The sequence below is a fragment of the Actinacidiphila sp. bgisy167 genome, assembly GCF_057707665.1.
The window spans coordinates 37,388-57,877 of record NZ_JBYIQP010000028.1 but is presented as its reverse complement, the minus strand read 5'-3'; the positions used below and the strand labels follow the sequence as shown (position 1 = coordinate 57,877).

The 20,490-nt window shown below is 73.3% G+C and carries 21 protein-coding genes; 4 read left to right on the top strand and 17 right to left on the bottom strand.

The window, feature by feature from the left end; translation table 11 throughout:
- The first annotated feature begins 98 nt into the window (after positions 1-98).
- Positions 99-506 (top strand): STAS domain-containing protein, encoded by a 408-nt coding sequence (locus AC3ET4_RS13960; RefSeq protein WP_431949058.1) that lies wholly within the window; start codon positions 99-101, stop codon positions 504-506.
- 63 nt (positions 507-569) lie between these two features.
- On the opposite strand, the gene AC3ET4_RS13955 is transcribed toward AC3ET4_RS13960, so the two are convergent.
- A complete protein-coding gene (locus AC3ET4_RS13955) occupies positions 570-1,889 on the bottom strand; it encodes a PP2C family protein-serine/threonine phosphatase (RefSeq protein WP_431949057.1) in 1,320 nt (439 codons plus the stop codon).
- Positions 1,890-2,267: 378 nt separating this feature from the next.
- On the opposite strand from AC3ET4_RS13955, the gene AC3ET4_RS13950 reads away from it, so the two are divergent.
- On the top strand, positions 2,268-3,860 hold the full coding sequence (locus AC3ET4_RS13950; protein ID WP_431949056.1) for an MFS transporter: 1,593 nt from the start codon (positions 2,268-2,270) through the stop codon (positions 3,858-3,860).
- Positions 3,861-4,121: 261 nt separating this feature from the next.
- Here AC3ET4_RS13950 and AC3ET4_RS13945 read toward each other — a convergent pair whose 3' ends face one another.
- The 16 genes from AC3ET4_RS13945 to AC3ET4_RS13870 all read right to left on the bottom strand — a co-directional run bounded on the left by AC3ET4_RS13945 (position 4,122) and on the right by AC3ET4_RS13870 (position 19,318).
- Entirely contained in the window at positions 4,122-4,583 is a 462-nt protein-coding gene (locus AC3ET4_RS13945) for a DUF5709 domain-containing protein (protein ID WP_431949055.1), read from the bottom strand.
- 220 nt (positions 4,584-4,803) lie between these two features.
- Complete coding sequence (locus tag AC3ET4_RS13940) at positions 4,804-5,265, bottom strand: hypothetical protein (protein WP_431949054.1); 462 nt, start codon at positions 5,263-5,265, stop codon at positions 4,804-4,806.
- 955 nt (positions 5,266-6,220) lie between these two features.
- On the bottom strand, positions 6,221-7,306 hold the full coding sequence (gene hypE / locus AC3ET4_RS13935; RefSeq protein ID WP_431949053.1) for a hydrogenase expression/formation protein HypE: 1,086 nt from the start codon (positions 7,304-7,306) through the stop codon (positions 6,221-6,223).
- A complete protein-coding gene (hypD, locus tag AC3ET4_RS13930) occupies positions 7,299-8,423 on the bottom strand; it encodes a hydrogenase formation protein HypD (protein ID WP_431949052.1) in 1,125 nt (374 codons plus the stop codon). The genes hypE and hypD overlap by 8 nt, the downstream gene beginning before the upstream one ends.
- Positions 8,420-8,716 carry a HypC/HybG/HupF family hydrogenase formation chaperone gene (locus AC3ET4_RS13925; RefSeq protein ID WP_431949051.1) on the bottom strand — a complete coding sequence of 99 codons (297 nt, stop codon included), beginning with the start codon at positions 8,714-8,716 and terminating at the stop codon, positions 8,420-8,422. The genes hypD and AC3ET4_RS13925 overlap by 4 nt, the downstream gene beginning before the upstream one ends.
- Positions 8,716-11,091: a carbamoyltransferase HypF gene (gene hypF / locus AC3ET4_RS13920; RefSeq protein ID WP_431949050.1), complete on the bottom strand. Its 2,376-nt coding sequence runs from the start codon at positions 11,089-11,091 to the stop codon at positions 8,716-8,718. Before hypF ends, AC3ET4_RS13925 begins: the two co-directional genes overlap by 1 nt.
- Positions 11,091-11,936, bottom strand: a complete 846-nt coding sequence (gene hypB / locus AC3ET4_RS13915) for a hydrogenase nickel incorporation protein HypB (protein ID WP_431949049.1) — start codon at positions 11,934-11,936, stop codon at positions 11,091-11,093. The genes hypF and hypB overlap by 1 nt, the downstream gene beginning before the upstream one ends.
- Positions 11,937-11,941: 5 nt before the next feature.
- Positions 11,942-12,340, bottom strand: coding sequence for a hydrogenase maturation nickel metallochaperone HypA/HybF (locus AC3ET4_RS13910; RefSeq protein ID WP_431949048.1), 399 nt, complete (start codon positions 12,338-12,340; stop codon positions 11,942-11,944).
- Positions 12,341-12,505: 165 nt separating this feature from the next.
- A complete protein-coding gene (locus AC3ET4_RS13905; protein ID WP_431949047.1) occupies positions 12,506-12,610 on the bottom strand; it encodes a DUF6893 family small protein in 105 nt (34 codons plus the stop codon).
- A gap of 66 nt (positions 12,611-12,676) precedes the next feature.
- On the bottom strand, positions 12,677-13,195 hold the full coding sequence (locus AC3ET4_RS13900) for a hydrogenase maturation protease (RefSeq protein WP_431949046.1): 519 nt from the start codon (positions 13,193-13,195) through the stop codon (positions 12,677-12,679).
- Complete coding sequence (locus tag AC3ET4_RS13895; RefSeq protein ID WP_431949045.1) at positions 13,192-14,556, bottom strand: hypothetical protein; 1,365 nt, start codon at positions 14,554-14,556, stop codon at positions 13,192-13,194. The genes AC3ET4_RS13900 and AC3ET4_RS13895 overlap by 4 nt, the downstream gene beginning before the upstream one ends.
- The gene (locus AC3ET4_RS13890; protein WP_431949044.1) at positions 14,553-15,200 is read right to left on the bottom strand and encodes a DUF6084 family protein; all 648 of its coding nucleotides are present in this window, start codon (positions 15,198-15,200) and stop codon (positions 14,553-14,555) included. Before AC3ET4_RS13890 ends, AC3ET4_RS13895 begins: the two co-directional genes overlap by 4 nt.
- On the bottom strand, positions 15,197-15,868 hold the full coding sequence (locus AC3ET4_RS13885) for a DUF5947 family protein (protein ID WP_431949043.1): 672 nt from the start codon (positions 15,866-15,868) through the stop codon (positions 15,197-15,199). The genes AC3ET4_RS13890 and AC3ET4_RS13885 overlap by 4 nt, the downstream gene beginning before the upstream one ends.
- Positions 15,865-16,386, bottom strand: coding sequence for a hypothetical protein (locus tag AC3ET4_RS13880; protein WP_431949042.1), 522 nt, complete (start codon positions 16,384-16,386; stop codon positions 15,865-15,867). The genes AC3ET4_RS13885 and AC3ET4_RS13880 overlap by 4 nt, the downstream gene beginning before the upstream one ends.
- The gene (locus AC3ET4_RS13875) at positions 16,383-18,167 is read right to left on the bottom strand and encodes a nickel-dependent hydrogenase large subunit (protein ID WP_431949041.1); all 1,785 of its coding nucleotides are present in this window, start codon (positions 18,165-18,167) and stop codon (positions 16,383-16,385) included. The genes AC3ET4_RS13880 and AC3ET4_RS13875 overlap by 4 nt, the downstream gene beginning before the upstream one ends.
- A gap of 65 nt (positions 18,168-18,232) precedes the next feature.
- The gene (locus AC3ET4_RS13870; RefSeq protein WP_431949040.1) at positions 18,233-19,318 is read right to left on the bottom strand and encodes an NADH-quinone oxidoreductase subunit B family protein; all 1,086 of its coding nucleotides are present in this window, start codon (positions 19,316-19,318) and stop codon (positions 18,233-18,235) included.
- A gap of 357 nt (positions 19,319-19,675) precedes the next feature.
- Here AC3ET4_RS13870 and AC3ET4_RS13865 point away from each other — a divergent pair, with 357 nt between their 5' ends.
- Together AC3ET4_RS13865 and AC3ET4_RS13860 are read left to right on the top strand one after the other, a co-directional pair.
- A complete protein-coding gene (locus tag AC3ET4_RS13865) occupies positions 19,676-19,921 on the top strand; it encodes a plasmid mobilization protein (protein ID WP_431949039.1) in 246 nt (81 codons plus the stop codon).
- Positions 19,918-20,292 carry a fic family toxin-antitoxin system, toxin component gene (locus tag AC3ET4_RS13860; protein ID WP_431949038.1) on the top strand — a complete coding sequence of 125 codons (375 nt, stop codon included), beginning with the start codon at positions 19,918-19,920 and terminating at the stop codon, positions 20,290-20,292. The genes AC3ET4_RS13865 and AC3ET4_RS13860 overlap by 4 nt, the downstream gene beginning before the upstream one ends.
- The last annotated feature ends 198 nt before the right edge of the window (positions 20,293-20,490 follow it).

The following is a 20,490-nucleotide window of genomic DNA, read 5'->3' as shown; positions in this document are numbered from 1 at the left end:
AACCGACGACTCCGGGCATAACCCTCTCAGGGGTCCCGCGGCGTCCGAAGAAGTGCCGTCCGGAGAAGTGCCGTCCGAAGAAGTGACGAGGGACGACCATGCGAACGAACATCGTCCGGCACGAGAGCATGATGGTGAGCTATGACGTCGTCAACGGCTGGACCGTGGTCGAGGTCGACGGCGACGTGGACGCGCACACCGCCCCGATGATCCGCGAAGCGGTGCTCGGGCTTCTCGTCGAGGGACGCCGCCACTTCGTCCTGGACCTGGGTTTCGTGACGTTCATGGACTCGATGGGGCTCGGCGTGATCGTGGCGATCACCAAACGTGTGCGGGAACTCGACGGCTCGCTGTGCATGGCGTCCGTCTCGAGCAGGCTGCTGCGCATCCTCGAACTCACCGGCATGCGCGAGAGCTACGAGATCTATCCCACGGCTGCCGATGCGACGCAGTCCGCCCCCTCGCCCGGCAGCCTCGCGAACTGGCCGCATCCGACCTCGGGCTGAGGCCCGTCGGCGCCTTGTCGCTGCGTGTGGAACCGTGTGCCCGGCAAGGGTGAAGCGCCCGTCTCACCGTGCCGGGCCGTCGCCCGCGGGCGTGCGCAGAGCCAGCAGGGCGACATCGTCACCGCGCGCCTGACTGCTGCGGCCCAGCACGCTGTCGCAGAGTTCCTCCAGCGGTGCCGTGGCCAGGCGGGCGGCCTGCTCGGCGAGGTCGGCCAGGCCGGTGTCGATGTCCTGGTCGCGGCGCTCGACCAGTCCGTCGGTGAACAGCAGCAGGGTGCTGCCGGGCGGCAGGACGCGTTCATGGCTGTACCGGGAGACCGACGCGTCGATGCCCACCGGGATCCCGTGCCGGGCGGGCGCCAGATAGCGCGTGCTGCGGTCCGCGCCGACCAGCAGCGGCGGCAGGTGCCCGGCGTTGCTCCAGCTGAAGGTGGACTCCCCGCCCCCGCCGCGGCCGCGCTCGATGCGACCGAGGACCAGGGTGGCCGTGGGTGACTCGGCGAACATCGTCAACGCGCGGTCCAGCCGGGACACGATCAGTCCGGGCGGGCCGCCCCGGTCCAGGACGATCGCCCTCAGCATGCTGCGGATCTGACCCATCACCAAGGCGGCCTCGATGTCGTGGCCGGTCACGTCACCGACCACGACGCAGACCGCGCCGTCCGGCAGGACCACGGCGTCGTACCAGTCCCCGCCCAGCTTCGGCAGCTCGGACGCCGGCTCGTAGCGCGCGGCGGCGCTGAGCGGGGAGAGGTCGGGCAGGACGGGCAGCATGCGGTGCTGGAAGTGCTCGGCAGCGCGTTTGAGCCGTTCGTACAGGCGGGCGTTCTCGAGGATGACGCCCGCGGTACAGGCCAGAGCCGTCAGCAGACCGTCGTCGTCATCGTCGAAGGGCCTGCCGTCGAGCTTGTCGGCGACATAGAGATCGCCGTAGACCGTGCCGCGCACGATGAGCGGGACGCCCAGCAGCGTCCCCATGACCGGATGCCCTGACGGAAAGCCGGCCGCGCGAGGATCCGCGGCCACATCCGCCACCCGCAGCGGCTGCTGCTCGTCCACCATCGTGTGCAGCAGCCCGTGACCCTGCGGCAGACCCATGGCGGCGCACGCCCGCGGGTCGTCGACGCCCACGGTGATCAGGTCGACGACCTCGCCGCTCTCGGAGAGCACCCCCAGCGCCCCGTAGCGCGCGGCGACCAGGTCTGTGGCGGCTTCCACGATGCGCTGCAGCACCGTTCGGGTGTCCAGGTCGGCGCTGACCGCACCGACGGCGTCCAGCAGGTGCCGCAGCCGGCACCGGTCCAGGGCGCGCTGCGGCACCCGCACGGCCACGCCGTGCTCGGCCTGGCCACGCCCCCGCCTGTGCCGCCGGCTGTGCGCCATGGTGCTTCCTCCCGGCGCCGACGGGCGCCGTCGTCACGTCACCCTGTCACGTCACCCTACGCGCCCGTCTGCCCGGAAGCACCGGAGCGGCGTGCGACACCGGTCCACCGCGCGCGTCCTGTGGGCGACGGCGCCGCGGCGCGTATCCCGTGCGCGGGTGCCTGGACGACTTCTCGCACCCGTGCGGCGCCCTGCCCGGGGGCACCGGAGCGGCGTGCGACACCGGTCCGGTGAAGCCGCGCCGTCCTCCGGCCGAAGGGCGCGACGGGCCTGCGACGACGCCGTGCCACGGACGCTTCGCACCCCCACGCGACCGCCGTGCCCCCGGGGTAGATTCGGTGAGGACCGCGGGTCACGGCGGGGATGGCGGAGGCTGCGATGACAGAGGCCGCGAACACAGCGGGCCGGACCGGGACGCTGACGCTGGGCGGGGCGGAGGGACGCTGGGTCCTCGTGGCGGTCGTCCTGGGATCGGGCATGACGCTCCTGGACAGCACCGTCGTCAACGTCGCCCTCCCGACGATCGGCAAGGATCTCGGCGCCACTCTCGCCGGCCTCCAGTGGACGATCAACGCCTACACCCTCACCCTCGCCGCCCTCATCCTGCTCGGCGGCTCGCTCGGCGACCGCTTCGGGCGGCGCAGGCTCTTCATCGTCGGCACCGTGTGGTTCGCGCTGGCGTCGCTGCTGTGCGGTGTCGCGCCCGGTATCGAGGTGCTGATCGGCGCCCGCGCGCTGCAGGGCGTCGGCGGGGCGCTGCTCACCCCCGGCTCGCTGGCGCTGATCCAGGCGTCCTTCGCGCCCCAGGACCGGGCTCGCGCGATCGGCGTGTGGTCGGGCCTGGGCGGCATCGCGGGGGCGCTGGGGCCGCTGCTCGGCGGGTGGCTGGTCGACGCCGTCAGCTGGCGCTGGGTGTTCTTCATCAACCTCCCGCTGGCGGCCCTGGTCGTCGCCGTCGCCGCCCGCCACGTCCCCGAGAGCCGCGACGAGTGCGCCACCGGTGGATTCGACGCGGCCGGCGCCGTGCTCGGAGCGGTCGGGCTCGCGGGAGTCACCTACGCCCTGATCGCCGCGGGCGGCAGCCACCCGGACGTCGCGGCCGTGTCCGTCGCCGCCACCGTGGGCCTGGCGGCGTTCGCCGGATTCGTGGTGACCGAGCGGCGCAGCCCGCACCCGATGCTGCCGCCGAGCCTGTTCGCGAACCGCCAGTTCACCGCGGCGAACCTGGTCACCTTCGCGGTCTACGCGGCACTGGGCGGCCTGTTCTTCTTCCTGGTGCTGGAGCTGCAGACGCAGGCCCGTTACTCCCCGCTGGCCTCCGGGACGGCGCTGCTGCCTATCACGGTCATCATGCTGGCGCTGTCCGAGCGTGCGGGCCGACTTGCCGAGCGCATCGGTCCTCGCATCCCCATGACGGTGGGCCCGGCGGTCTCCGCTGTCGGCCTGCTGCTGATGCTGCGGATCGGCGCCGACACCTCCTACGCCGCCGACGTCCTGCCCGCAGTGTGCGTCTTCGCCCTGGGCCTGACGGCCACCGTCGCCCCTTTGACCGCCACCGTCCTCGGCGCGGCCGACGTCCGGCTCGCGGGCACGGCGTCCGGGGTGAACAACGCCGTGGCGCGGGCGGCGGGCCTGCTCGCGGTGGCGGCCCTGCCGCTGCTGGCCGGACTCTCCGGCGACGACTACCGGGACCCTGCCGCCTTCGGCCGCGGCTTCCGTGTCGCCGTCGTGATCTGCGCCGGGATGCTGGTGGTGGGCGCGCTGCTGGCCTGGTTCGGCATCCGCTCCGACGTGCTGCGTGAGACGCCAGGGGAGCCGGCGGAGCCGGTCCCGGAGTGCAGGCACTACTGCGCGATCGACGGGCCGCCGTTGGAGAGCGGTGAGGCGCCCGTGCGTGGAACGCCGCCCGCGCGGGGGAAGGCGCCGGGCGGTGGGAGCGGTGCGGGGAAGGGCGGCCCTGAGGTCGGGTGAGCGGGCTCTCCGGCGAGACCACCGGGATCGGCCTGGTCGGTCTCCGGGTCGGATGTGCTGCGTGAGACGCCAGGGGAGCCGGCGGAGCCGGTCCCGGAGTGCAGGCACTACTGCGCGATCGACGGGCCGCCGTTGGAGAGCGGTGAGGTGCCCGTGCGTGGAACGCCGCCCGCGCGGGGGAAGGCGCCGGGCGGTGGGAGCGGTGCGGGGGAGGGCGGCCCTGAGGTCGGGTGAGCGGTGCGCTGCCTGGACGGGACGGGGTCAGTAGTCCTCGGACTCCGGGAGGAGGTGCATCGCGGCCTCTTCGGCGGAGGCGGCCGCCCCGTCGATGCCGATGTCCTGGGCGACCAGCCCTTCGGTGTCGTAGTGGGTCCCCTCGTCGGGGGCGAGCAGCCGCCCGGCGCGGGGCCCGCCGACCTCGCCGTCGATCAGCTCCCCGTCGGTGTCCCAGGTGTCCCCGATGCCGTCGCCGTCGGGGATCGGCAGGTCCGGGAGTTCCTCGGCCAGGCGTTCGTCGAGTGTCTCGCCCCGCAGGCGGCCCGCCGCTGTGGTGGCGGGCTTGTTCACCGCCCAGGGCCGCTCCGGCGGTGAGTAGCCCTCGTCGAGTATCTGGTCGACACCGTGGTAGTCCAGGGTGTCCTCAGGTTCCAGCAGCCCGGCGTCGTCCTGGACCTCTGACCCGTCCGGCTGGTAGACCTCGTCACCCATCTCGTTCTCTCGCATGTCCGTCTCCTCGTTCACGCGCCGCCACGACCGCGGCGGGCCGCCTCGCGGGCCGCGCGCCCCCTCTTTCCTCCACATTCATCCGTCCGGACGCCGATCGCCACCTGGAAGCGTGAAAGATGTCGGTGCGGGGTGTCCGCGCGGGCCCCGCCGCCCCGGCCGCGCCACCGTCTGGGTGCGCGGCGGCCGGGGCGGCGATCCGAAGAGCCGGGCCCCTTGATCAGCGACCGCCGGACCGCCGGCCGGCAAGGCCGAAGTCGTCGCAGTCGAGGCCGGAAAAGCCTCGGCCCGAACCCGAGAAGCCGCGGTCCAGGCCGGAGAATCCGCGCCCGAATCCGCCGACCACGCGGAAGGACGCCTTGGTCTGGATGCGCGGCGGGCACCGCACCGTCACGGTGTACCAGCCGGGCCGGGTGTTCTTCGGCACGCGGAAGCTGCCCGCCAGCAGGCCGCTCCTGCCCAGGGGCAGCAGGTTGACCTGGCCGCCGGCTTCGGACTGGCCCTTGGAGTAGTTGGCGTCGCGACCGCAGGCCGTGGTCGTGACGGTCAGCCGCATGCCGGGGACGGCGTAGTAGGGGGTGACCCACGCATCGGAGATGTCGCTGGCGGAAGCAGAGGGAACAGTGACACCGATGAGGGCCGCGGCCATGGCGACACCGCCAAGAACGCGTGTTGTAGGCATGAGGCAGCCTCCGAGTCGAAACAGTGGGAGAGAAGAGCCGTCCCGTTGACGGGCGGCTCACGCGGAGCAAAACAGCGGCCCGCTCTGCGCGCCACTCGAGGACGACGCCGTATCCCACCCGCACAGCCGAGCGTGCCTGCCGGCGCCGCGCGTCCCTCCAGGTCACACGCGTGCCTGGGCATCGCCGGCAAGCAAGCGGGGGCTTCCGGCGTACAGGTGACGCGGTGCCAGATCCGCGACGACGAAGGACTGACGCACAGTCACGAGCGTGTCGGCCGACCCGTCGCCCCCGCCGCGCCGTCCCACCGCATGCCTCCCGTGCCGCGCGGGTGCGGCGCGCGGCGCGCGTGCGCCGAGGGCGTCGCCGGGACGGACGCCGCCCGCCCGGTCGCTTCGGTCCGGCTACCCGGTCCCCCTCCGCTGCCGCCGTTCTCGTGGGGCCCCTGGGATACGTCCCCGACGGCGCGGACGCCCCGGCTGACCCTTCGGAACCCACTGTCCACGCCGTTGATCGCCATGCGGAACCCGCTCAACACCATGACGGCAAGCCGGAGTTGTTCCGCATCGGGGCGGGGCGAGGGCGCGGCGACGAGGACCACGGCGATCCCCAAGGAACGTGCCGTGCCGCGATCCGCGGCTCAGGCCGCCCGCTCCGCCGGCCATCGGGCCCCCGGTCCGGAGCAGTGCCTTCCTCAGGCGCACGGAGTCCCCGCGGCCCTCAGCGCGCGCACCGGCGAGATCGTGCCCGAGGGGCGGTGGGCGCCCTCGGGGCCTGTCGCGATGGCCGGCGTCCCGTTGGGGGAGGGGCGGCCGTCGGCAAGGGAGACCACCCGGTTCCCCCGGTCTCCGGCGGCGCGAGGAGCCCGCGACGACCCGGCAACACAAAACGCAGGGGAGGGCCGGGCGGGGACGGCACCCGCCCCCGCCCGGCCAGGGTGCCCGCGTGGCGGGAGCGTCAGCAGATACGGGGCAGCTGCTCGCCCAGCGGCAGGTCCACCACGCGCGTCCCGCCCAGGCCCGTACGGGCGACGACCATGCCCGCGTGCTCCGCCACGCACTCGCCGATGACGGTCGCGTCGGCCCCCAGGGGGTGCGCGCGCATCGCGGCCAGCACCTCGTCGGCCACCGCGCGGGGCACGAAGGCCACGAGCCTGCCCTCGTTCGCGACGTACATCGGGTCCAGACCCAGCACCGCGCAGGCGTTGGCGACCGCGGGCGGCACGGGCACCGCCCGCTCCTGCAGGGCCACGCCGACGCCCGAGGCGGCCGCGATCTCGTTCAGGGCGGCGGCGAGACCGCCGCGCGTGGGGTCACGCAGCACGTGCACGTCCTTCGTGACGCGCAGCACCGCCTCGACCAGGCCGCCGAGCGCCGCCGTGTCGCTCGTGATCTCGACCCCGAACTCCAGGCCCTCGCGCACACTCATCACGGCGACGCCGTGCGCCCCGATTTCCCCGCTGACGATGACGACGTCACCCGGCGCGGCCCGCTGCGGACGGATGTCGACCCCCTCGGGGACCAGCCCGATGCCCGCGGTGTTGATGTACAACCCGTCCCCGTGACCGGCCTCGACCACCTTGGTGTCCCCGGTGACGACCTCCACCCCCGCGGTGCGCGCGGCCGCGCCGAGCGCCTCGGCGACCCGGGCCACCACCGGCATCTCCACGCCCTCCTCCAGGATGAAGCCGCAGGAGAGGAAAGCGGCCCTGGCCCCGCTCATGGCCAGGTCGTTGACGGTGCCGTTGACGGCGAGGTCGCCGATGCTGCCGCCGGGGAAGAACAGTGGCCGCACCACGTACGAGTCGGTGGAGAACGCGATCCGGGCCCCGCCCAGCGTCACGGTCGCCGAGTCGGCGAGCGCCGACAGCGCCTCGCCGCCGAAGGCCGGGGCGAAGACGTGCCGAACGAGTTCCGCAGACAGCACGCCCCCGCCGCCGTGGCCCATCACCACCCGCGGCTGGTCGCGCAGCGGCACCGGGCAGGTCCAGCCGGAGAAGTCCGGGGCCGCGGGGGTCCTCGCGATGTCGACGCTGTCAGCCAACGGGGCTCGCCTCCAAGGGTGTGGTCGTCCCGCCGAGCCGGCGGTAGAGGTAGTACGCGGCACAGGCCCCCTCGCTGGAGACCATCGTGGCGCCCAGCGGGGTGCGCGGGGTGCAGGCACCGCCGAACGCCTCGCACTGGTGCGGCTTGATCAGCCCCTGCAGCACCTCGCCGCTGCGGCAGGCCGCCGGTTCCCTCGTGGTGATGCCGGTGACGGAGAACCGGTGCTCGGCGTCGTACTCCCGGTAGCGCTCCGACAGCCGCCAACCGCTGTCGGGGATGACGCCGATCCCGCGCCAGGCGCGGTCGGTGACCTCGAAGACGTCCGCGAGCATCGCCTTGGCCGCGGGGTTGCCCTCCGGGCGGACGGCGCGCGGGTAGGCGTTCTCCACCCGGAACTCACCGCGCTCCAACTGCCGCACCGCGCGCCGTACGCCCTCCAGGATGTCCAGCGGCTCGAAGCCCGTGACGACGATGGGCACACCGAAGCCGTCCGCCAATGGCGGGTACTCCTCCGTCCCCATCACGCTGCAGACATGACCGGCCGCCAGGAAACCCTGCACGCGGCAGTCCGACGAGCGCATGATGGCCTCGATGGCCGGGGGGACGCGGACGTGGGAGACCAGCATGCTGAAGTTGCCGATGCCGAGCTTGCGCGCCTGGTACACCGTCATCGCGTTGGGCGGGGCGGTGGTCTCGAAGCCGATGCCGAAGAAGACGACCTGCCGGTCCGGGTTCTCCCGGGCGATCCGCAGCGCGTCGAGCGGCGAGTAGACGACGCGCACGTCACCGCCCTCGCCGCGGACGCCGAACAGGTCGCGCCCGGTGCCGGGGACGCGCAGCATGTCGCCGAAGGAGCAGAAGACCACCCCGGGGCGGGAGGCGATCTCCAGCGCCTTGTCGATGACCTCCAGCGGGGTCACGCAGACGGGGCAGCCGGGGCCGTGGATGAGTTCCACCTCCTTCGGCAGGAGCTGGTCGATGCCGTGCCGGATGATGGTGTGGGTCTGGCCGCCGCACACCTCCATCAGCGCCCAGGGCCTGGTCACCGTCGCGTGGATGTCGTCCAGCAGTCTCCGCGCCAGCTCCGGGTCCTGGAACTCGTCGATGTACTTCACCGCTCCGCCTCCGCCGTCGTTCCCGCCTCGGCCGACGCCTGCTGCCAGGCGTCGCCGAACTCCTCCTCCAGCAGCCCGAGATCGCCGAAGAGGGCGAGCGTCTGCCGCGCCGACTCCTCGTCGAGCCGCTGCAGCGCGAAGCCGACGTGGACGATGGCGTACTCGCCGACCCGCAGGTCGGGCAGGTACTCCAGGCACACGTCCTTCACCACGCCGCCGAAGTCGACGGTCGCCATCCTGGTGCCGTCACGATCCTCGATCTCCAGCACCTTGCCGGGTACCGCCAGGCACATCAGCTGTCTCCTCGCTGTGGGTGGGGGGTCGGGCGGCCGCCGCGGGCCGCGACGACGAGCTGGCCGAGCGCCAGACCGCCGTCGTTGGGCGGCACGAGCCGGTGCCGCAGCACCGTGAACCCGTCGGCGCGCAGATCGCGCGCGCACGCGGAGGACAGCGGCGCGTTGGCGAGGACACCGCCGCTGAGCACCACCGTCGAGACGCCCTCGCGTTCCCGCAGGGCGGCGCACACACCGACGACCAGGTCGGCCACCGCCCGGTGGAAGCGCCCGGCGATCACCCCGGCGGGCACTCCCGCGGCCAGGTCGGCGACGACAGCGGCCAGCACCGGCCCGGGGTCGCAGGCGGTGGCCCCGGCGGCGCCGGCCCCGGAGCGCAGCGCGAAGGCGTAGCCCCCGGCGGGCAGCCCGCCCGCCGCCACGGCCGCGGCCTCCAGCTCGACGGCCGCCTGCGCCTCGTAACCGGCCTCGTGGCACACGCCCGCCAGGGAGGCGACGGCGTCGAAGAGCCGGCCCATGCTCGACGTCGGGACGCAGTGCAGTCCGCGCTCCAACTGAGCTGCCAGAATCACGCGTTCGGCCTTCGGGCAGGCGTCCGCGCACGGCAGGCCGGGCGACCACGGCAGACCGGCCGCCCGCAGATGAGCCAGCGCCATACGGTAGGGGCGGCGTACCGCCGCGTCCCCGCCGGGCAGCGGCACATACGCCAGGTGCGCGGGCCGCCGGAAGCCGTCGTAGTCGGCCAGCAGGAACTCGCCGCCCCACACCGCGCCGTCGTCGCCGTATCCGGTGCCGTCGAAGGCGACCCCGATCACCGGGCTCGTGCCGTCCAGCCCCGCCTCGGCCATCGCCGCCGCGACGTGCGCGTGGTGGTGCTGCACCTGCCGCAGCGGCCGGTCGCCCGCGGCGCGCCGCGCCCAGCCCACCGAGCGGTAGCCGGGGTGCCGGTCCGCGGCGAGCAGCGCCGGCCTGACCCCGGTGATCTGCTCCAATTGGCGTTCGGCGGCGGTGAACGCGCTCAGGGTCGCCAGGTCGTCCATGTCGCCGACGTGGGCCGACAGCCAGGCGTGCCGGCCCTCTCCCACGCAGAAGGTGTTCTTCAGGTCGCCGCCCACGGCGAGCGCCGGCCGGACGGGCACGGGCAGCGGCACCGGGAAGGGGGCGTAGCCGCGTGAGCGGCGCACGGGCAGTTCCTCCCCGTCGCAGATCCGCACCACCGAGTCGTCGCACGGCACGTGGATGGGCCGGTCGTGCGCCAGCCACGCGTCGGCCAGGCCCGCCAGCCGCTCCAGCGCCTCCTCGTCGTCGGTGACGATGGGCTCCCCGCCCAGGTTGCCGCTGGTCATCACCAGCAGCCGGGGCCCCGGGGGATCGCCCGGCAGCCCCAGCAGCAGATGGTGGACGGGCGTGTACGGCAGCATCAACCCGAGATCGGCCACCCGCGGCGCCACCGCCTCCGCCACGTCGCGCGCCCCCGCGCGGCGCCGCAGCAGGACGATCGGCCGGCGGGCGCCGGTCAGCAACGTCCGCTCCGCCGGTTCCAGGTGGGCCAGCCGCTCGACGTCCGCGAGCTCCCGCGCCATCAGGGCGAACGGTTTGTCGCCCCGGCCCTTGCGCCGCCGCAGCAGCCGCACGCTCTCCTCGTTGTCCGCGTCGCAGGCCAGGTGGTAGCCGCCCAGGCCCTTCACCGCGACGACGGCGCCCGCCGCCAGCAGCCGCCGCGCCCGCGCGACCGGATCCCCCTCCTGCCCGGCACGTTCCGCGCCGGGCAGGACGAGCCGCAGGCGGGGACCGCAGTCGTGGCAGGAGATCGGCTGCGCGTGGAATCGGCGGTCGGCGGGATCCTCGTACTCGGCCCGGCACCTCGCGCACATCGGGAAGCGGGCCATCGTGGTGTGGGGGCGGTCGTACGGCAGGCCGGTGACGATGGTGAAGCGGGGGCCGCAGTGCGTGCAGGTGATGAACGGGTGCCGGTGGCGGCGGTCGGCGGGGTCGCGCAACTCGGCCAGGCACGCTTCGCAGGTGGCCGTGTCGGGGGAGACCAGGGTGCGGGAGGACGCTCCACCGGGGCGCGAGGCGCTGATGGTGAAGTCCGTGCCGCCCGCCGGGGGGAGCGGGCGGTGGGACACCGACTCCACCACCGCCAGCGGCGGCGCCTCCGACCGCAGCCGGTCGCAGAAGGCCGCGACGGCGGCGGGCGTGCCCTCGACCTCGGCGACCACCCCGTCGCCGGTGTTGCCGACATGGCCCGCGAGCCCCAGCTCACGGGCGAGTCCGAACACGAACGGCCGGAAGCCGACCCCTTGCACGACCCCCTGGACCAGCACCTGGCGGCGTTGCGCGCTCGGGGCCGCGGACTCCGGCTGAGCCGGCATCAGTTCGTGTGGCCCGGAGAGCGGGTGGGGTCGACGACGTCCCCGTGCGGGCGCGCGTGCGGGTGCCGGTGCTCCTGCGGGTGTGCATGCCCGTGTCCGTGCTCTGTATCGTGCGCGTCCCCGTGTCCGTGGGCCTGCCCGTGGCCGTCGGCCACCGCGGTACGCGCCATTACCGGGCGGTGCACGGGTGCTCCCGCGTGGACGGCCAGCGCCCGCTCCAGCAGCACACCCGCGCCCTCGCCGGCCCGCGAGGACGTGAGCACCACCTCCACACCCGGGTTGACCTGGGCCACGGCCCCGCGGAAGGCCGCCTCGTCGAAGCCGACAGCCTCGGCGATGTCGTACTTCGTCACGACCACCAGATGCGCCAGGCCGAAGGCCGTGGGGTACTTCAGCGGCTTGTCCTCGCCCTCGGTGACCGAGGCCAGCACGACGCGCAGCGACTCCCCGAGGTCGTACGAGGCGGGGCAGACGAGGTTGCCGACGTTCTCCACGAACAGCAGGCGGGTGCCCTCCGGCAGCCAGGTGTCGACGTGTGCGCGCACCATCGCGGACTCCAGGTGGCACAGCCCGTCGGTGAGCACCTGCCGCACAGGCGCGCCGGAGCGGGCCAGCCGGGTCGCGTCGTTCTCGGTGGCGAGGTCGGCGGTGAGTGCCGCGACGGGTACCCCCCGCAGCCGGGCCAGCCCCAGTTCCGACTCCAGCAGCGCCGTCTTGCCGCTGCCGGGGCTCGATAGCAGATTCACCATCACGGTCCCGCGGGCGGCCAGTTCCTGCCGCAGTGCCTGAGCGCCGCGGTCGTTCCTGGCGAGCACGGACTGGCGCAGATCGGTCACCTTGCACATGGCTCTCAGCGCTCCTCGGGGAGTGGGGCGGCCGGCCGGCTCCGCTCGGCCCACCGCACCTCGGTGATCCGCAGTTCGCGGCCGGACAGCAGCTCGGTCGCCGCGCCGTCACAGCCCGGGCAGCTCAGCCGCGGGGGCATGCCGGTGGGCCAGACCCGTGCGCAGCGCGTGCAGCCGGCCCGGCCCGCGACGGTGTCGGTGGTGAGGGCCGCGCCCTCCAGCACGGTGCCGGCGCAGGCGAGGTCGAAGCTGAAGAGCAGGGCGTCCGCCACGACTCCGGCGAGTTCCCCGACCTCCAGATGGACGGACTGTGCACGGGGAACCGCACCCGTGTCGTCAGCGAGCCGGGCGGCGGCCTCCTCGACCTGCTCCACCACCGCCACTGCGATGGACATCTCGTGCATCGGTCTCTTCTCCGGTGTGCGGGGCCGGCCGGACCCCGGCTGCCGGTGGCCGGCGGGCGGTCCGGCGTGCGGTGCCGGCGGCTCACGCGGCTCCATTGAAGGCCCGCCGGCCGGGGGCCCCGGACCGCCACGCCGCCGGGCCGGCGACGGCCTACCCGTTCGGCCTCACATCGACCGGATGTGCAGGTAGCGCTTGACGTCCGGCAGGACGCGCGACACGGCGAGGGCGGCCACGGCCGCGCCCACCACGCCCAGGGCGATCTTCCACATGGCGGGGTGCTCCTTTCTGCTCGTCGCTGGTTTGCGATGTCCGGGTTCCGCTGCCGCGGCGGCCGCTCAGGCCACCGTGTGCGGGTCCGCGGGCCGGCCGCACTCCTCGCCGACGACCCGCAGCACCAGGCGCACGGCCTCGTCCACCGCGGCGGCGACGGGGGCGCTCAGGCCGATGCCTTCCTCCAGGCAGGCCGGCTCGCAGCCCACCACCAGGACCCGCGAGGGCTTGGGGGCGCCCGTTCCGGCGCTGAGGGTGTCGAGCAGCGCCAGCACGGTGTCCGGGGTCATCCGGTGCCCGTCGACGAGGAGGTCGCCCGGGCCGTCCGCGCCCGGCGGCGGCGTCTCGATGACGTGCAGTGTGCCGGGGGCGCCGCCGCGCGCCACGGCGTCGACCAGGACGACGCTGCGGTACCCGTCGAGGAGCTGGTACGCCAGGTGCACGCCCCGTACGCCGGTGTCGGTGACGCGGACGCCGTCGGGCAGCGGCTGCCGCGACAGCCGGCGCACCACCTCCACACCGAAACCGTCGTCGCCGAGGAAGATGTTGCCGATGCCCGCGACGAGCACGCCTCCGGCGCTCATATGTCCTCCAGGGGTGCGAGTTCGTCCGGCTGGAAGTAGAGGAAGCGGCCCTGCTCGCGCCGGATCTCCGCGCCGGGGTCGCCGTCGACGGTGACCGCGAGGTGGACCCCGCCGTCCACGTCGTGCAGTACGGCCTCCACCTGGGCGCTGCGCCCCTGCAGGAAGAGGTCCTGCGCGTCGGTGCGCCGCAGTCCGGGGCGCAGCACGACCCGGCTGCCGGCCGACACCCAGGTGCCGCCGACCAGGGCGCGGTCCCGGAGCGGGTCGGCCGAGCCGTCGGCGCCCGGGTCCCACCAGGGGGTCTCGGGCACCGCGCCGGAGGGCGTCTGCGCGGTGGCGACCGCGCGCCGCCCGCGCACCGCGCCGTGCAGACGCTCCATCACCTCCGGCGGCATCGAGTCGGCGAGGTCGATCACCGCCGCGGCGCGGTCGTCGGTGCCGCGCGCCTGCAGCTTCTCCTCGTCGGTGAGGGCGGCGGTTCGCAGGGCCAGGATCTCGTCGATCTCGGTGGCGTCGTAGAGCGCGCCCGGGCTCTCCGGTGCGATCCGCGGATGGTCCTCGAGGATGATGGGGGAGGACAGCACCACGTTCGCCGCGGCGTCGTCCCCCGCCAGCACCGGCCAGGTGTTCTCGTTGCGGCACTCGGCGACGGCGGCCTTCGCCCACTCCGGCGGGTCGGTCATCGACACGAAATAGCCCGCGGTCAGCCCGAGCATCAGATGGGCCGAGACCAGCGCGTGCGGCAGCGCCTCCTCCCGGCAGGCTGCGACGGCGCCCCCGGTGTTCTCGGCGACCGCGGTCAGCCGCAGCACCCGGTAGGGGCCGGGCAGTTCCTCCGCGGAGATCCGCAGGACGCCCTCGAGAGGGGCCCGGCGGCGCATGACGCGCCCGGCGGTGAGGCCGTAGGCGTCGGTCAGGAGCTCGGTGTCCTCCGTCGCCGGGACGGTGAAGGGCAGGACGACGTCCTGCGCGGTGAGCGCCGCGATGTCGACGGACACGTCGACGCGTTCCTCCACGCCCTCGTCCCAGGGCACCAGCACCCGGTCGGGCAACCGGAGCTCGTCGGTCGGCTCGAACTCGCCGTCGAGCAGCATCCGTTCCACCGTGCGCCGCTGGGCGTGCAGGAAGCGCAACTCCGCGTGGAGCACGGCGTCGGCGCGCGGCTCCATGAGGATCTGGGTCCGCTGCAGGACGGGTTCGCCGGACGCTGCCGCCCACGCCGGGGGCATGAGCACCCCGAACTGCCAGCGCATCCGGTTCTTCGCCGCGGACGCCCGGTACGGATAGAGCACATAGCCCTCGAACAGCACGGCGTCGGCCGCCTGGCGGGCGGTCGCGAAACGATCCTCGGCGGCCGTCACCGCGTACCCCCGGCCGTAGCCGCGGCGCGGGCGAGCAGGGCGTCGACGGTCGCCTCCCACGAGGGCAGGGCGTGCGCGCTGCGGAAGGAGCGCAGCGACTCCAGCGCGGCGCGGGGGAGCCGGATCCAGCCGCACCCGGGGAAGTGGGCGTCGATCGCCTCGCGCCACACGGCCACCGGCATGCGGCACACGGCCTCCTTGTCCCAGGGCACCGGCCGCACCTGGAAGCCGCCGGGCCCGGCGAAGGCCGTGCCGGAGAAGAGCAGGAGCAACGGCGCCTCACCGTCCTCCAGGGACTCGAAGTACTTCGTCGAGGCGACGTCCATGTCGTAGGTGCACGGCACCGGCAGGTCCACCTCGGTCTCCCCGGTGAAGCCCGGCACCATCAGCGCCACCTGCGCGAACTGCAGCGGCTGCAGCGTGCTGCCCCACCGCTCGCGCCCGCCGAACAGGTCACGAAGACCCCGCTCCTCCGTGTGGCCGTACGCCCGCTGCGCCGGCTCGATGCGCAACTGGCAGCGCAGCGCGAGGGCGTGCACCCGCTCCCCGCCGTGCGCGGTGATCCGCAGCCGGAAGACCAGCGTCGGTCCGGCGGCGTACGGATCGGCCCGTACCCCCGTGCAGCCGAAGTCCAGCTCGGTCACGTCGGCAACCCCTCCCGCGGCGCCGAGGCGGCCCGCTCTCTCACGTCGTCGAAGAAGGCGGCCAACTCGGCGCGGGCGCCGGAACCGCCGTCGAATCCCTGCCAGTTCAGACGGAGCCGGCCCACCAGCTCATAGGCCCGGTCGACCGGGAGGAGGAAGCACTCGCCGGAGCCACCCGTGCCGCCGCTGTCGTCTCCGCCGCCGTCGCGGTCCCGGCGGACCAGCAGCGCCTCCACGTCCGGTCGCAGCGCGTCGGCCAGCGGCGAGCCGCCGAATACGGCCCGCCAGGTGTCGGGGTCGACCTCGCTCTCGGTGGCGCCGGCCGGGCTCGGGTAGAGGACCACGGGCCGGTCGAGCGCCGAGTTGTGGAAGAAGAAGGCGACCGAGACGGGGATGCGCAGCCGCTGCCATGAGGCCGCGTCGGGCACCGAGCCCGGGTCGCTCAGCACCCGGTCGGGCACCGAGGCGAAACGCCCGCCGCCCGCCCCGGGCCGTTCGAACAGCAGCGCGCACGGGACGCAGGCGCAGGCCAGCGCGCGGTTGCCGGTGTCGACCAGATGCCGGTGCGGGCCCGTCAGCTCCACCCCGCACAGCTCGCAGCGCTCGGGCGCGGGCTGCCGGGGCGTGACGAAGCGGCGCAGTCCTGTTCCGCGGGCCCGCCCGCTCACGGCGCCCCCGGCGGACGGTCGCCGATCTGCAGCAGCGCGGGCTCTCCCGCCGCCGGACCGGAGCGCGGCATCTCGACCACCGCCACCTCCGGGGCGAAGCAGGACAGCGCGGCCTCGATGCGCTGCCGGGTGGCGTCCATGGTGCTGGGGCAGCCGCAGCCGCCGTCCTCGCGGGCACTCAGCCGCAGCGTGCCGGTCTCCGGGTCGAAGTGCTCGATGCCCACCGTCGCGCCGGCACGGGCCGCCTCCACGGCGCGCCCGACCCGGGTGAGGGTGTCCTCGGGGTGCAGGTCGTGCAGGGTCAGCAGCCCCGCCACCATCTCGTCGGCCATCAGCACGGCGAGCGGGTCGGCCGCCCCGTTCTTCAGCAGCGAGACCGCGCGGGTCAGGCCCGCGCCGTAGAACTCCATGAGGGTGCGCACCAGTTCCTCCGCGGCGCGCGCCGTCTCGTCGTCGCCAGTGGCCGCGAACGCGTCGAGGATCTCCTCGACGCGCCGCGCCGTCTGCTCGGCGCTCATCCGGCCATACCGCTCAGGCCGGTGGGGACGTGGAGCTTCTCCACGGTGCGCCCGCCGCCGACGTACATGTGCACGCCGCACGGCAGACACGGGTCGAAGCTGCGCACGGCCCGCATGATGTCGATGCCCTTGAAGTTCTCCGGCGGGTTCTCCTCGAAGATCGGCGTGTTCTGCACCGCGTCCTCATACGGGCCCGGGGTGCCGTAGCTGTCGCGGACGCTGGCGTTCCACGGGGTCGGCGGGTACGGGTGGTAGTTGGCGATCTTGCCGTCGCGGATGACCATGTGGTGCGAGAGCACACCGCGCACCGCCTCGGTGAAGCCGACGCCGATGCTCTCGTCCGGGACCTCGAACTTCTCCCACGTCTGGGTGCGGCCCGCGCGGACCTCCTCCAGACCCTTCTCGGCGAAGTGCAGGGCGCAGGCGGCGGCGTAGGCCTGGAAGTAGGTGCGGGCCCGGTTGCGCTCCAGGGCGTTGCTCCACTGCGGGATCTTCCACTCGAGGGTGGTCTCCGGCTTGGTGAGCGTCCGGGGCAGGTTGATGACCACGCTGTGGCCGGTGGCCTTCACATAGCCCAGGTCGACCAGGCCGTTGAGGGCGGTCGACCACAACCGGGCGAGCGGGCCGCCGCCGGTGTCCAGCGCCAGGTGGTCCTTGCCGTCGAACCAGCGCGGCGACATCACCCAGCTGTACTTGTCGCCGAAGTCGCGCTTCTGCGGCGCGGGGATGGTGTGCTGGTTCCAGGGGTGCCGCGGGTCGACGGCGTTGCCGAGCGGGTCGTGGGTGACGAACTGCTGCTGGCCCTCCCAGTCCTGGTAGTAGGAGCTGCCCAGCAGGATGCGGATGCCCAGGTTGATCTGCGTGAGGTCGTTGGTGACCAGTTTCCCGTCCACCACGATGCCGGGGGAGACGAACATCCTCCGTCCCCAGTCGGTCATGTTGGCGTAGGTGAAGTCGCAGTGATCCGGGTCGTTGAACGCGCCCCAGCAGCCCAGCATGACGCGGCGGCGGCCGACCTCCTCGTAGCCCGGCATGGCCTCGTAGAAGAAGTCGAAGAGGTCGTCGTGGAGCGGCACGACGCGCTTCATGAACTCCACATACCGCATCAGGCGGGTGAGGTAGTCGGTGAACAGCTGCACCGACGCGATGGTGCCGACACCGCCCGCGTAGAGGGTGGAGGGGTGGACGTGCCGGCCCTCCATCAGGCAGAACATCTCGCGGGTGTAGCGGCTGACCTGCAGCGCCTCGCGGTAGAACTCGCCCTCGAGCGGGTTGAGCGAGCGCATGATGTCGCCGATGGTGCGGTAGCCGTGGTCGGCGGCGTGCGGGGCCTCGGTGCGGTCGGCCTGCTCCATGACACCCGGATTGGTCTCGCGGACCATCTTCTCGCAGTAGTCGACCCCGACCAGGTTCTCCTGGAAGATGTTGTGGTCGAACATGAACTCCGCGGCCTCGCCGAGGTTGATGATCCACTCGCCGAGGTGCGGCGGCTTCACCCCGTACGCCATGTTCTGCGTGTAGACCGAGCAGGTGGCGTGGTTGTCGCCGCAGATGCCGCAGATGCGGCTGGTGATGAAGTGCGCGTCGCGGGGGTCCTTGCCCCGCATGAAGACGCTGTAGCCGCGGAAGACCGACGAGGTGCTGTAGCACTCCGCGACGCGCTTCTGCTTGAAGTCGATCTTCGTGTGGATGCCGAGGCTGCCCACGATCCGGGTGATCGGATCCCAGGACATCTCCATCAGGCCGCTGCCGTCTCCGGCCGTCCTCGTCTTCGGAGCCATGGTGTGTGCGTGCCCTTCGTCAAGCGGGGGAGGTGGGTGTCAGCGGCCTGGGCGGTGCCATGGGCTCACCAGGGAGCCTTGTAGCCGGTGGTGAGCTTCCGGCCGGTGTGGCGCCACTTGGGCTCCTTGTCCACGGTCCTGGCCGTGATGGAGCGCAGCCGCCGGATCGCCGCGCCGTACGCGCCGCTGGCGGCGCTGGACAGCCGCGCGCCGGGCGGCTCGTCCATGAACGGCATGAACATGTCCGGGAACCCGGGCATGGTGCAGGCGATGCAGATGCCGCCGACGTTGGGACAGCCGCCGATGCCGTCCATCCAGCCGCGCTTGGGCACGTTGCACTTGACGACCGGGCCCCAGCAGCCGATCTTGACCAGGCACTGCGGCGAGTCGTAGCGGTCGGCGAACTGGCCCTGCTCGTAGTAGCCCGCGCGGTCGCAGGTCTCGTGCACGGTCGCGGCGAACAGCCACGCCGGGCGCAGCTTGTCGTCGAGCGGGATCATCGGCGCTGAGCCGGCCGCCTGGTAGAGCAGGTACGTCAGCGTCTCGGCGAAGTTGTCGGGCTGGATCGGGCAGCCGGGCACGCAGACGATCGGGATGCCCGCCTTCGACTTCCAGTCCCAGCCCAGGTAGTCCGGCACGCCCATGGCGCCGGTCGGGTTGCCCTCCATGGCGTGGATGCCGCCGTAGGTGGCGCAGGTGCCGATGGCGACCACGGCCAGGGCCTTGGGCGCGAGACGGTCGATCCACTCGCTGGTGGTGATCGGCTGACCGGTCTCGGGGTCGTCGCCGAAGCCGCACCAGTAGCCCTCCGCCTTGATCGCCTCATTGGGGATGGACCCCTCGACGACCAGGACGAACGGCTCGATCTCGCCTCGTTCGGCCTTGAAGAACCACTCGATGAAGGTGTCGGCGCCCCCGACCGGACCGCACTCGAAGTCGATCAGCGGCCAGTGCACCTGGACCTTGGGGAGGCCGGGAAGGCCGCCCAGGGCGATCTCCTCGATGCTGGGCAACGTCGCGGCGGTCAGCGACACCGAGTCGCCGTCGCAACTCAGCCCCGCGTTGATCCAGAGGATGTGGATCGGGGCTTCCTCGTCTCCGGCTGCCGGGGTCCGCGTGGCGTCGTTCTGGGTCGAAGCAGTCGCACCCATCGGGATGCCTCCTCATCGAGCGACAAATGCCACATAAAGGCATCTATTCCCCTTCATAGCGAGTGGCTCGCCGGGACGGGACGTCGAAGAGGGCCAATACGGTGACCGCACCGCGATCGCGGGTCTCGCCGGTCGGCCTGCTGCTCTCTTTCCGCCGGTACGGCGTCGCTGTCGGGCCGCCGTTCCCGGCCGGGGGTGCTCCGCACCGCGCGGTCACCGGTCGGCCGGGCGTGAGGCCGGCGGAACGCGAGGCTGTGCCGGGGAGACGCAGCGAGCTTGGCAGTGGTGCGTCCAGCACGGGGAGAGCACCCGCCGAAAGCCCATGTAGCGGCGCGTACCAGCCGCTACTGTGGGCGCATGAGCAGCCAGAGGCAGATCAATGTGCGGGTGGACGCGGAGACGGCCGCCGGGATCGAGGCGCGCGCGGCGGCCGCCGGTATGAGCGTGACGGAATACGCCCGGCAGGTTCTCGCGGACGAGGCGAACGATCTGCGGCACCGGTTCCTCGGCGCGGGCGCGCACTTCGCCGATGCCTGGGGCGACACCTTCGCCGAGCAGTTCGGGCACCCCAAGGCCGGAGACGATGCCGGGGCCGCCGCGTGATCGTCCACATCGACCGGGCGTGGCTGCTGGACCTCACCCACCGGAACATGCCCGGTGACCCCGACGTGACCGACTTCGGGTCGATGGCGGCCGCGGTGGCGAGACACGCGGACAAGGTGATGGACACCCCGGTGTACGCGGAGGCGCACCATCGTGCGGCCGCGCTGATGCACCAGCTCATCCGGGTGCCGGCGCTGGAGCACGCGAATGAGCTGTTCGGTGCTGTGGTCGCGGCGGCGTACCTGACGGCGAGCGGGGCGATCGTGACGGTCGGCGCGAAGGAGGCGGCGGAGCTTGCGGCACGCATCGACCGGGACGCCCTGAATGTGCGGGCGGTGGCGGAGGCCCTCCGAGGGTGGGTGGCGGCGTAGGAGGGCGCACTGGGTGAGCGAGGAAGACACGTCATCGGCATCGACAGCGGCCGCCGCGCAGTCGGCGACGTGTGGCCGGACGGTCACGCGAGCTCGGCTCCGGTCGCCGTGCTGCAGGCCTGCCTCCGCGCGTGTGCTCGTCCTTGCCGGGAGGGTCCAGGTGCTGCCCGCGACGATGAGGTCGGGGTCGGTGAAGTG

Bases quoted from the DNA above. Each gene is read 5' to 3' on its own strand.
- AC3ET4_RS13960 (WP_431949058.1), top strand. From the start codon at position 99: ATGCGAACGAACATCGTCCGGCACGAGAGCATGATGGTGAGCTATGAC.
- AC3ET4_RS13955 (WP_431949057.1), bottom strand. From the start codon at position 1,889: ATGGCGCACAGCCGGCGGCACAGGCGGGGGCGTGGCCAGGCCGAGCAC.
- AC3ET4_RS13950 (WP_431949056.1), top strand. From the start codon at position 2,268: ATGACAGAGGCCGCGAACACAGCGGGCCGGACCGGGACGCTGACGCTG.
- AC3ET4_RS13945 (WP_431949055.1), bottom strand. From the start codon at position 4,583: ATGCGAGAGAACGAGATGGGTGACGAGGTCTACCAGCCGGACGGGTCA.
- AC3ET4_RS13940 (WP_431949054.1), bottom strand. From the start codon at position 5,265: ATGCCTACAACACGCGTTCTTGGCGGTGTCGCCATGGCCGCGGCCCTC.
- AC3ET4_RS13925 (WP_431949051.1), bottom strand. From the start codon at position 8,716: ATGTGCCTGGCGGTACCCGGCAAGGTGCTGGAGATCGAGGATCGTGAC.
- hypF (WP_431949050.1), bottom strand. From the start codon at position 11,091: ATGCCGGCTCAGCCGGAGTCCGCGGCCCCGAGCGCGCAACGCCGCCAG.
- hypB (WP_431949049.1), bottom strand. From the start codon at position 11,936: ATGTGCAAGGTGACCGATCTGCGCCAGTCCGTGCTCGCCAGGAACGAC.
- AC3ET4_RS13910 (WP_431949048.1), bottom strand. From the start codon at position 12,340: ATGCACGAGATGTCCATCGCAGTGGCGGTGGTGGAGCAGGTCGAGGAG.
- AC3ET4_RS13905 (WP_431949047.1), bottom strand. From the start codon at position 12,610: ATGTGGAAGATCGCCCTGGGCGTGGTGGGCGCGGCCGTGGCCGCCCTC.
- AC3ET4_RS13900 (WP_431949046.1), bottom strand. From the start codon at position 13,195: ATGAGCGCCGGAGGCGTGCTCGTCGCGGGCATCGGCAACATCTTCCTC.
- AC3ET4_RS13880 (WP_431949042.1), bottom strand. From the start codon at position 16,386: ATGAGCGCCGAGCAGACGGCGCGGCGCGTCGAGGAGATCCTCGACGCG.
- AC3ET4_RS13875 (WP_431949041.1), bottom strand. From the start codon at position 18,167: ATGGCTCCGAAGACGAGGACGGCCGGAGACGGCAGCGGCCTGATGGAG.
- AC3ET4_RS13870 (WP_431949040.1), bottom strand. From the start codon at position 19,318: ATGGGTGCGACTGCTTCGACCCAGAACGACGCCACGCGGACCCCGGCA.
- AC3ET4_RS13865 (WP_431949039.1), top strand. From the start codon at position 19,676: ATGAGCAGCCAGAGGCAGATCAATGTGCGGGTGGACGCGGAGACGGCC.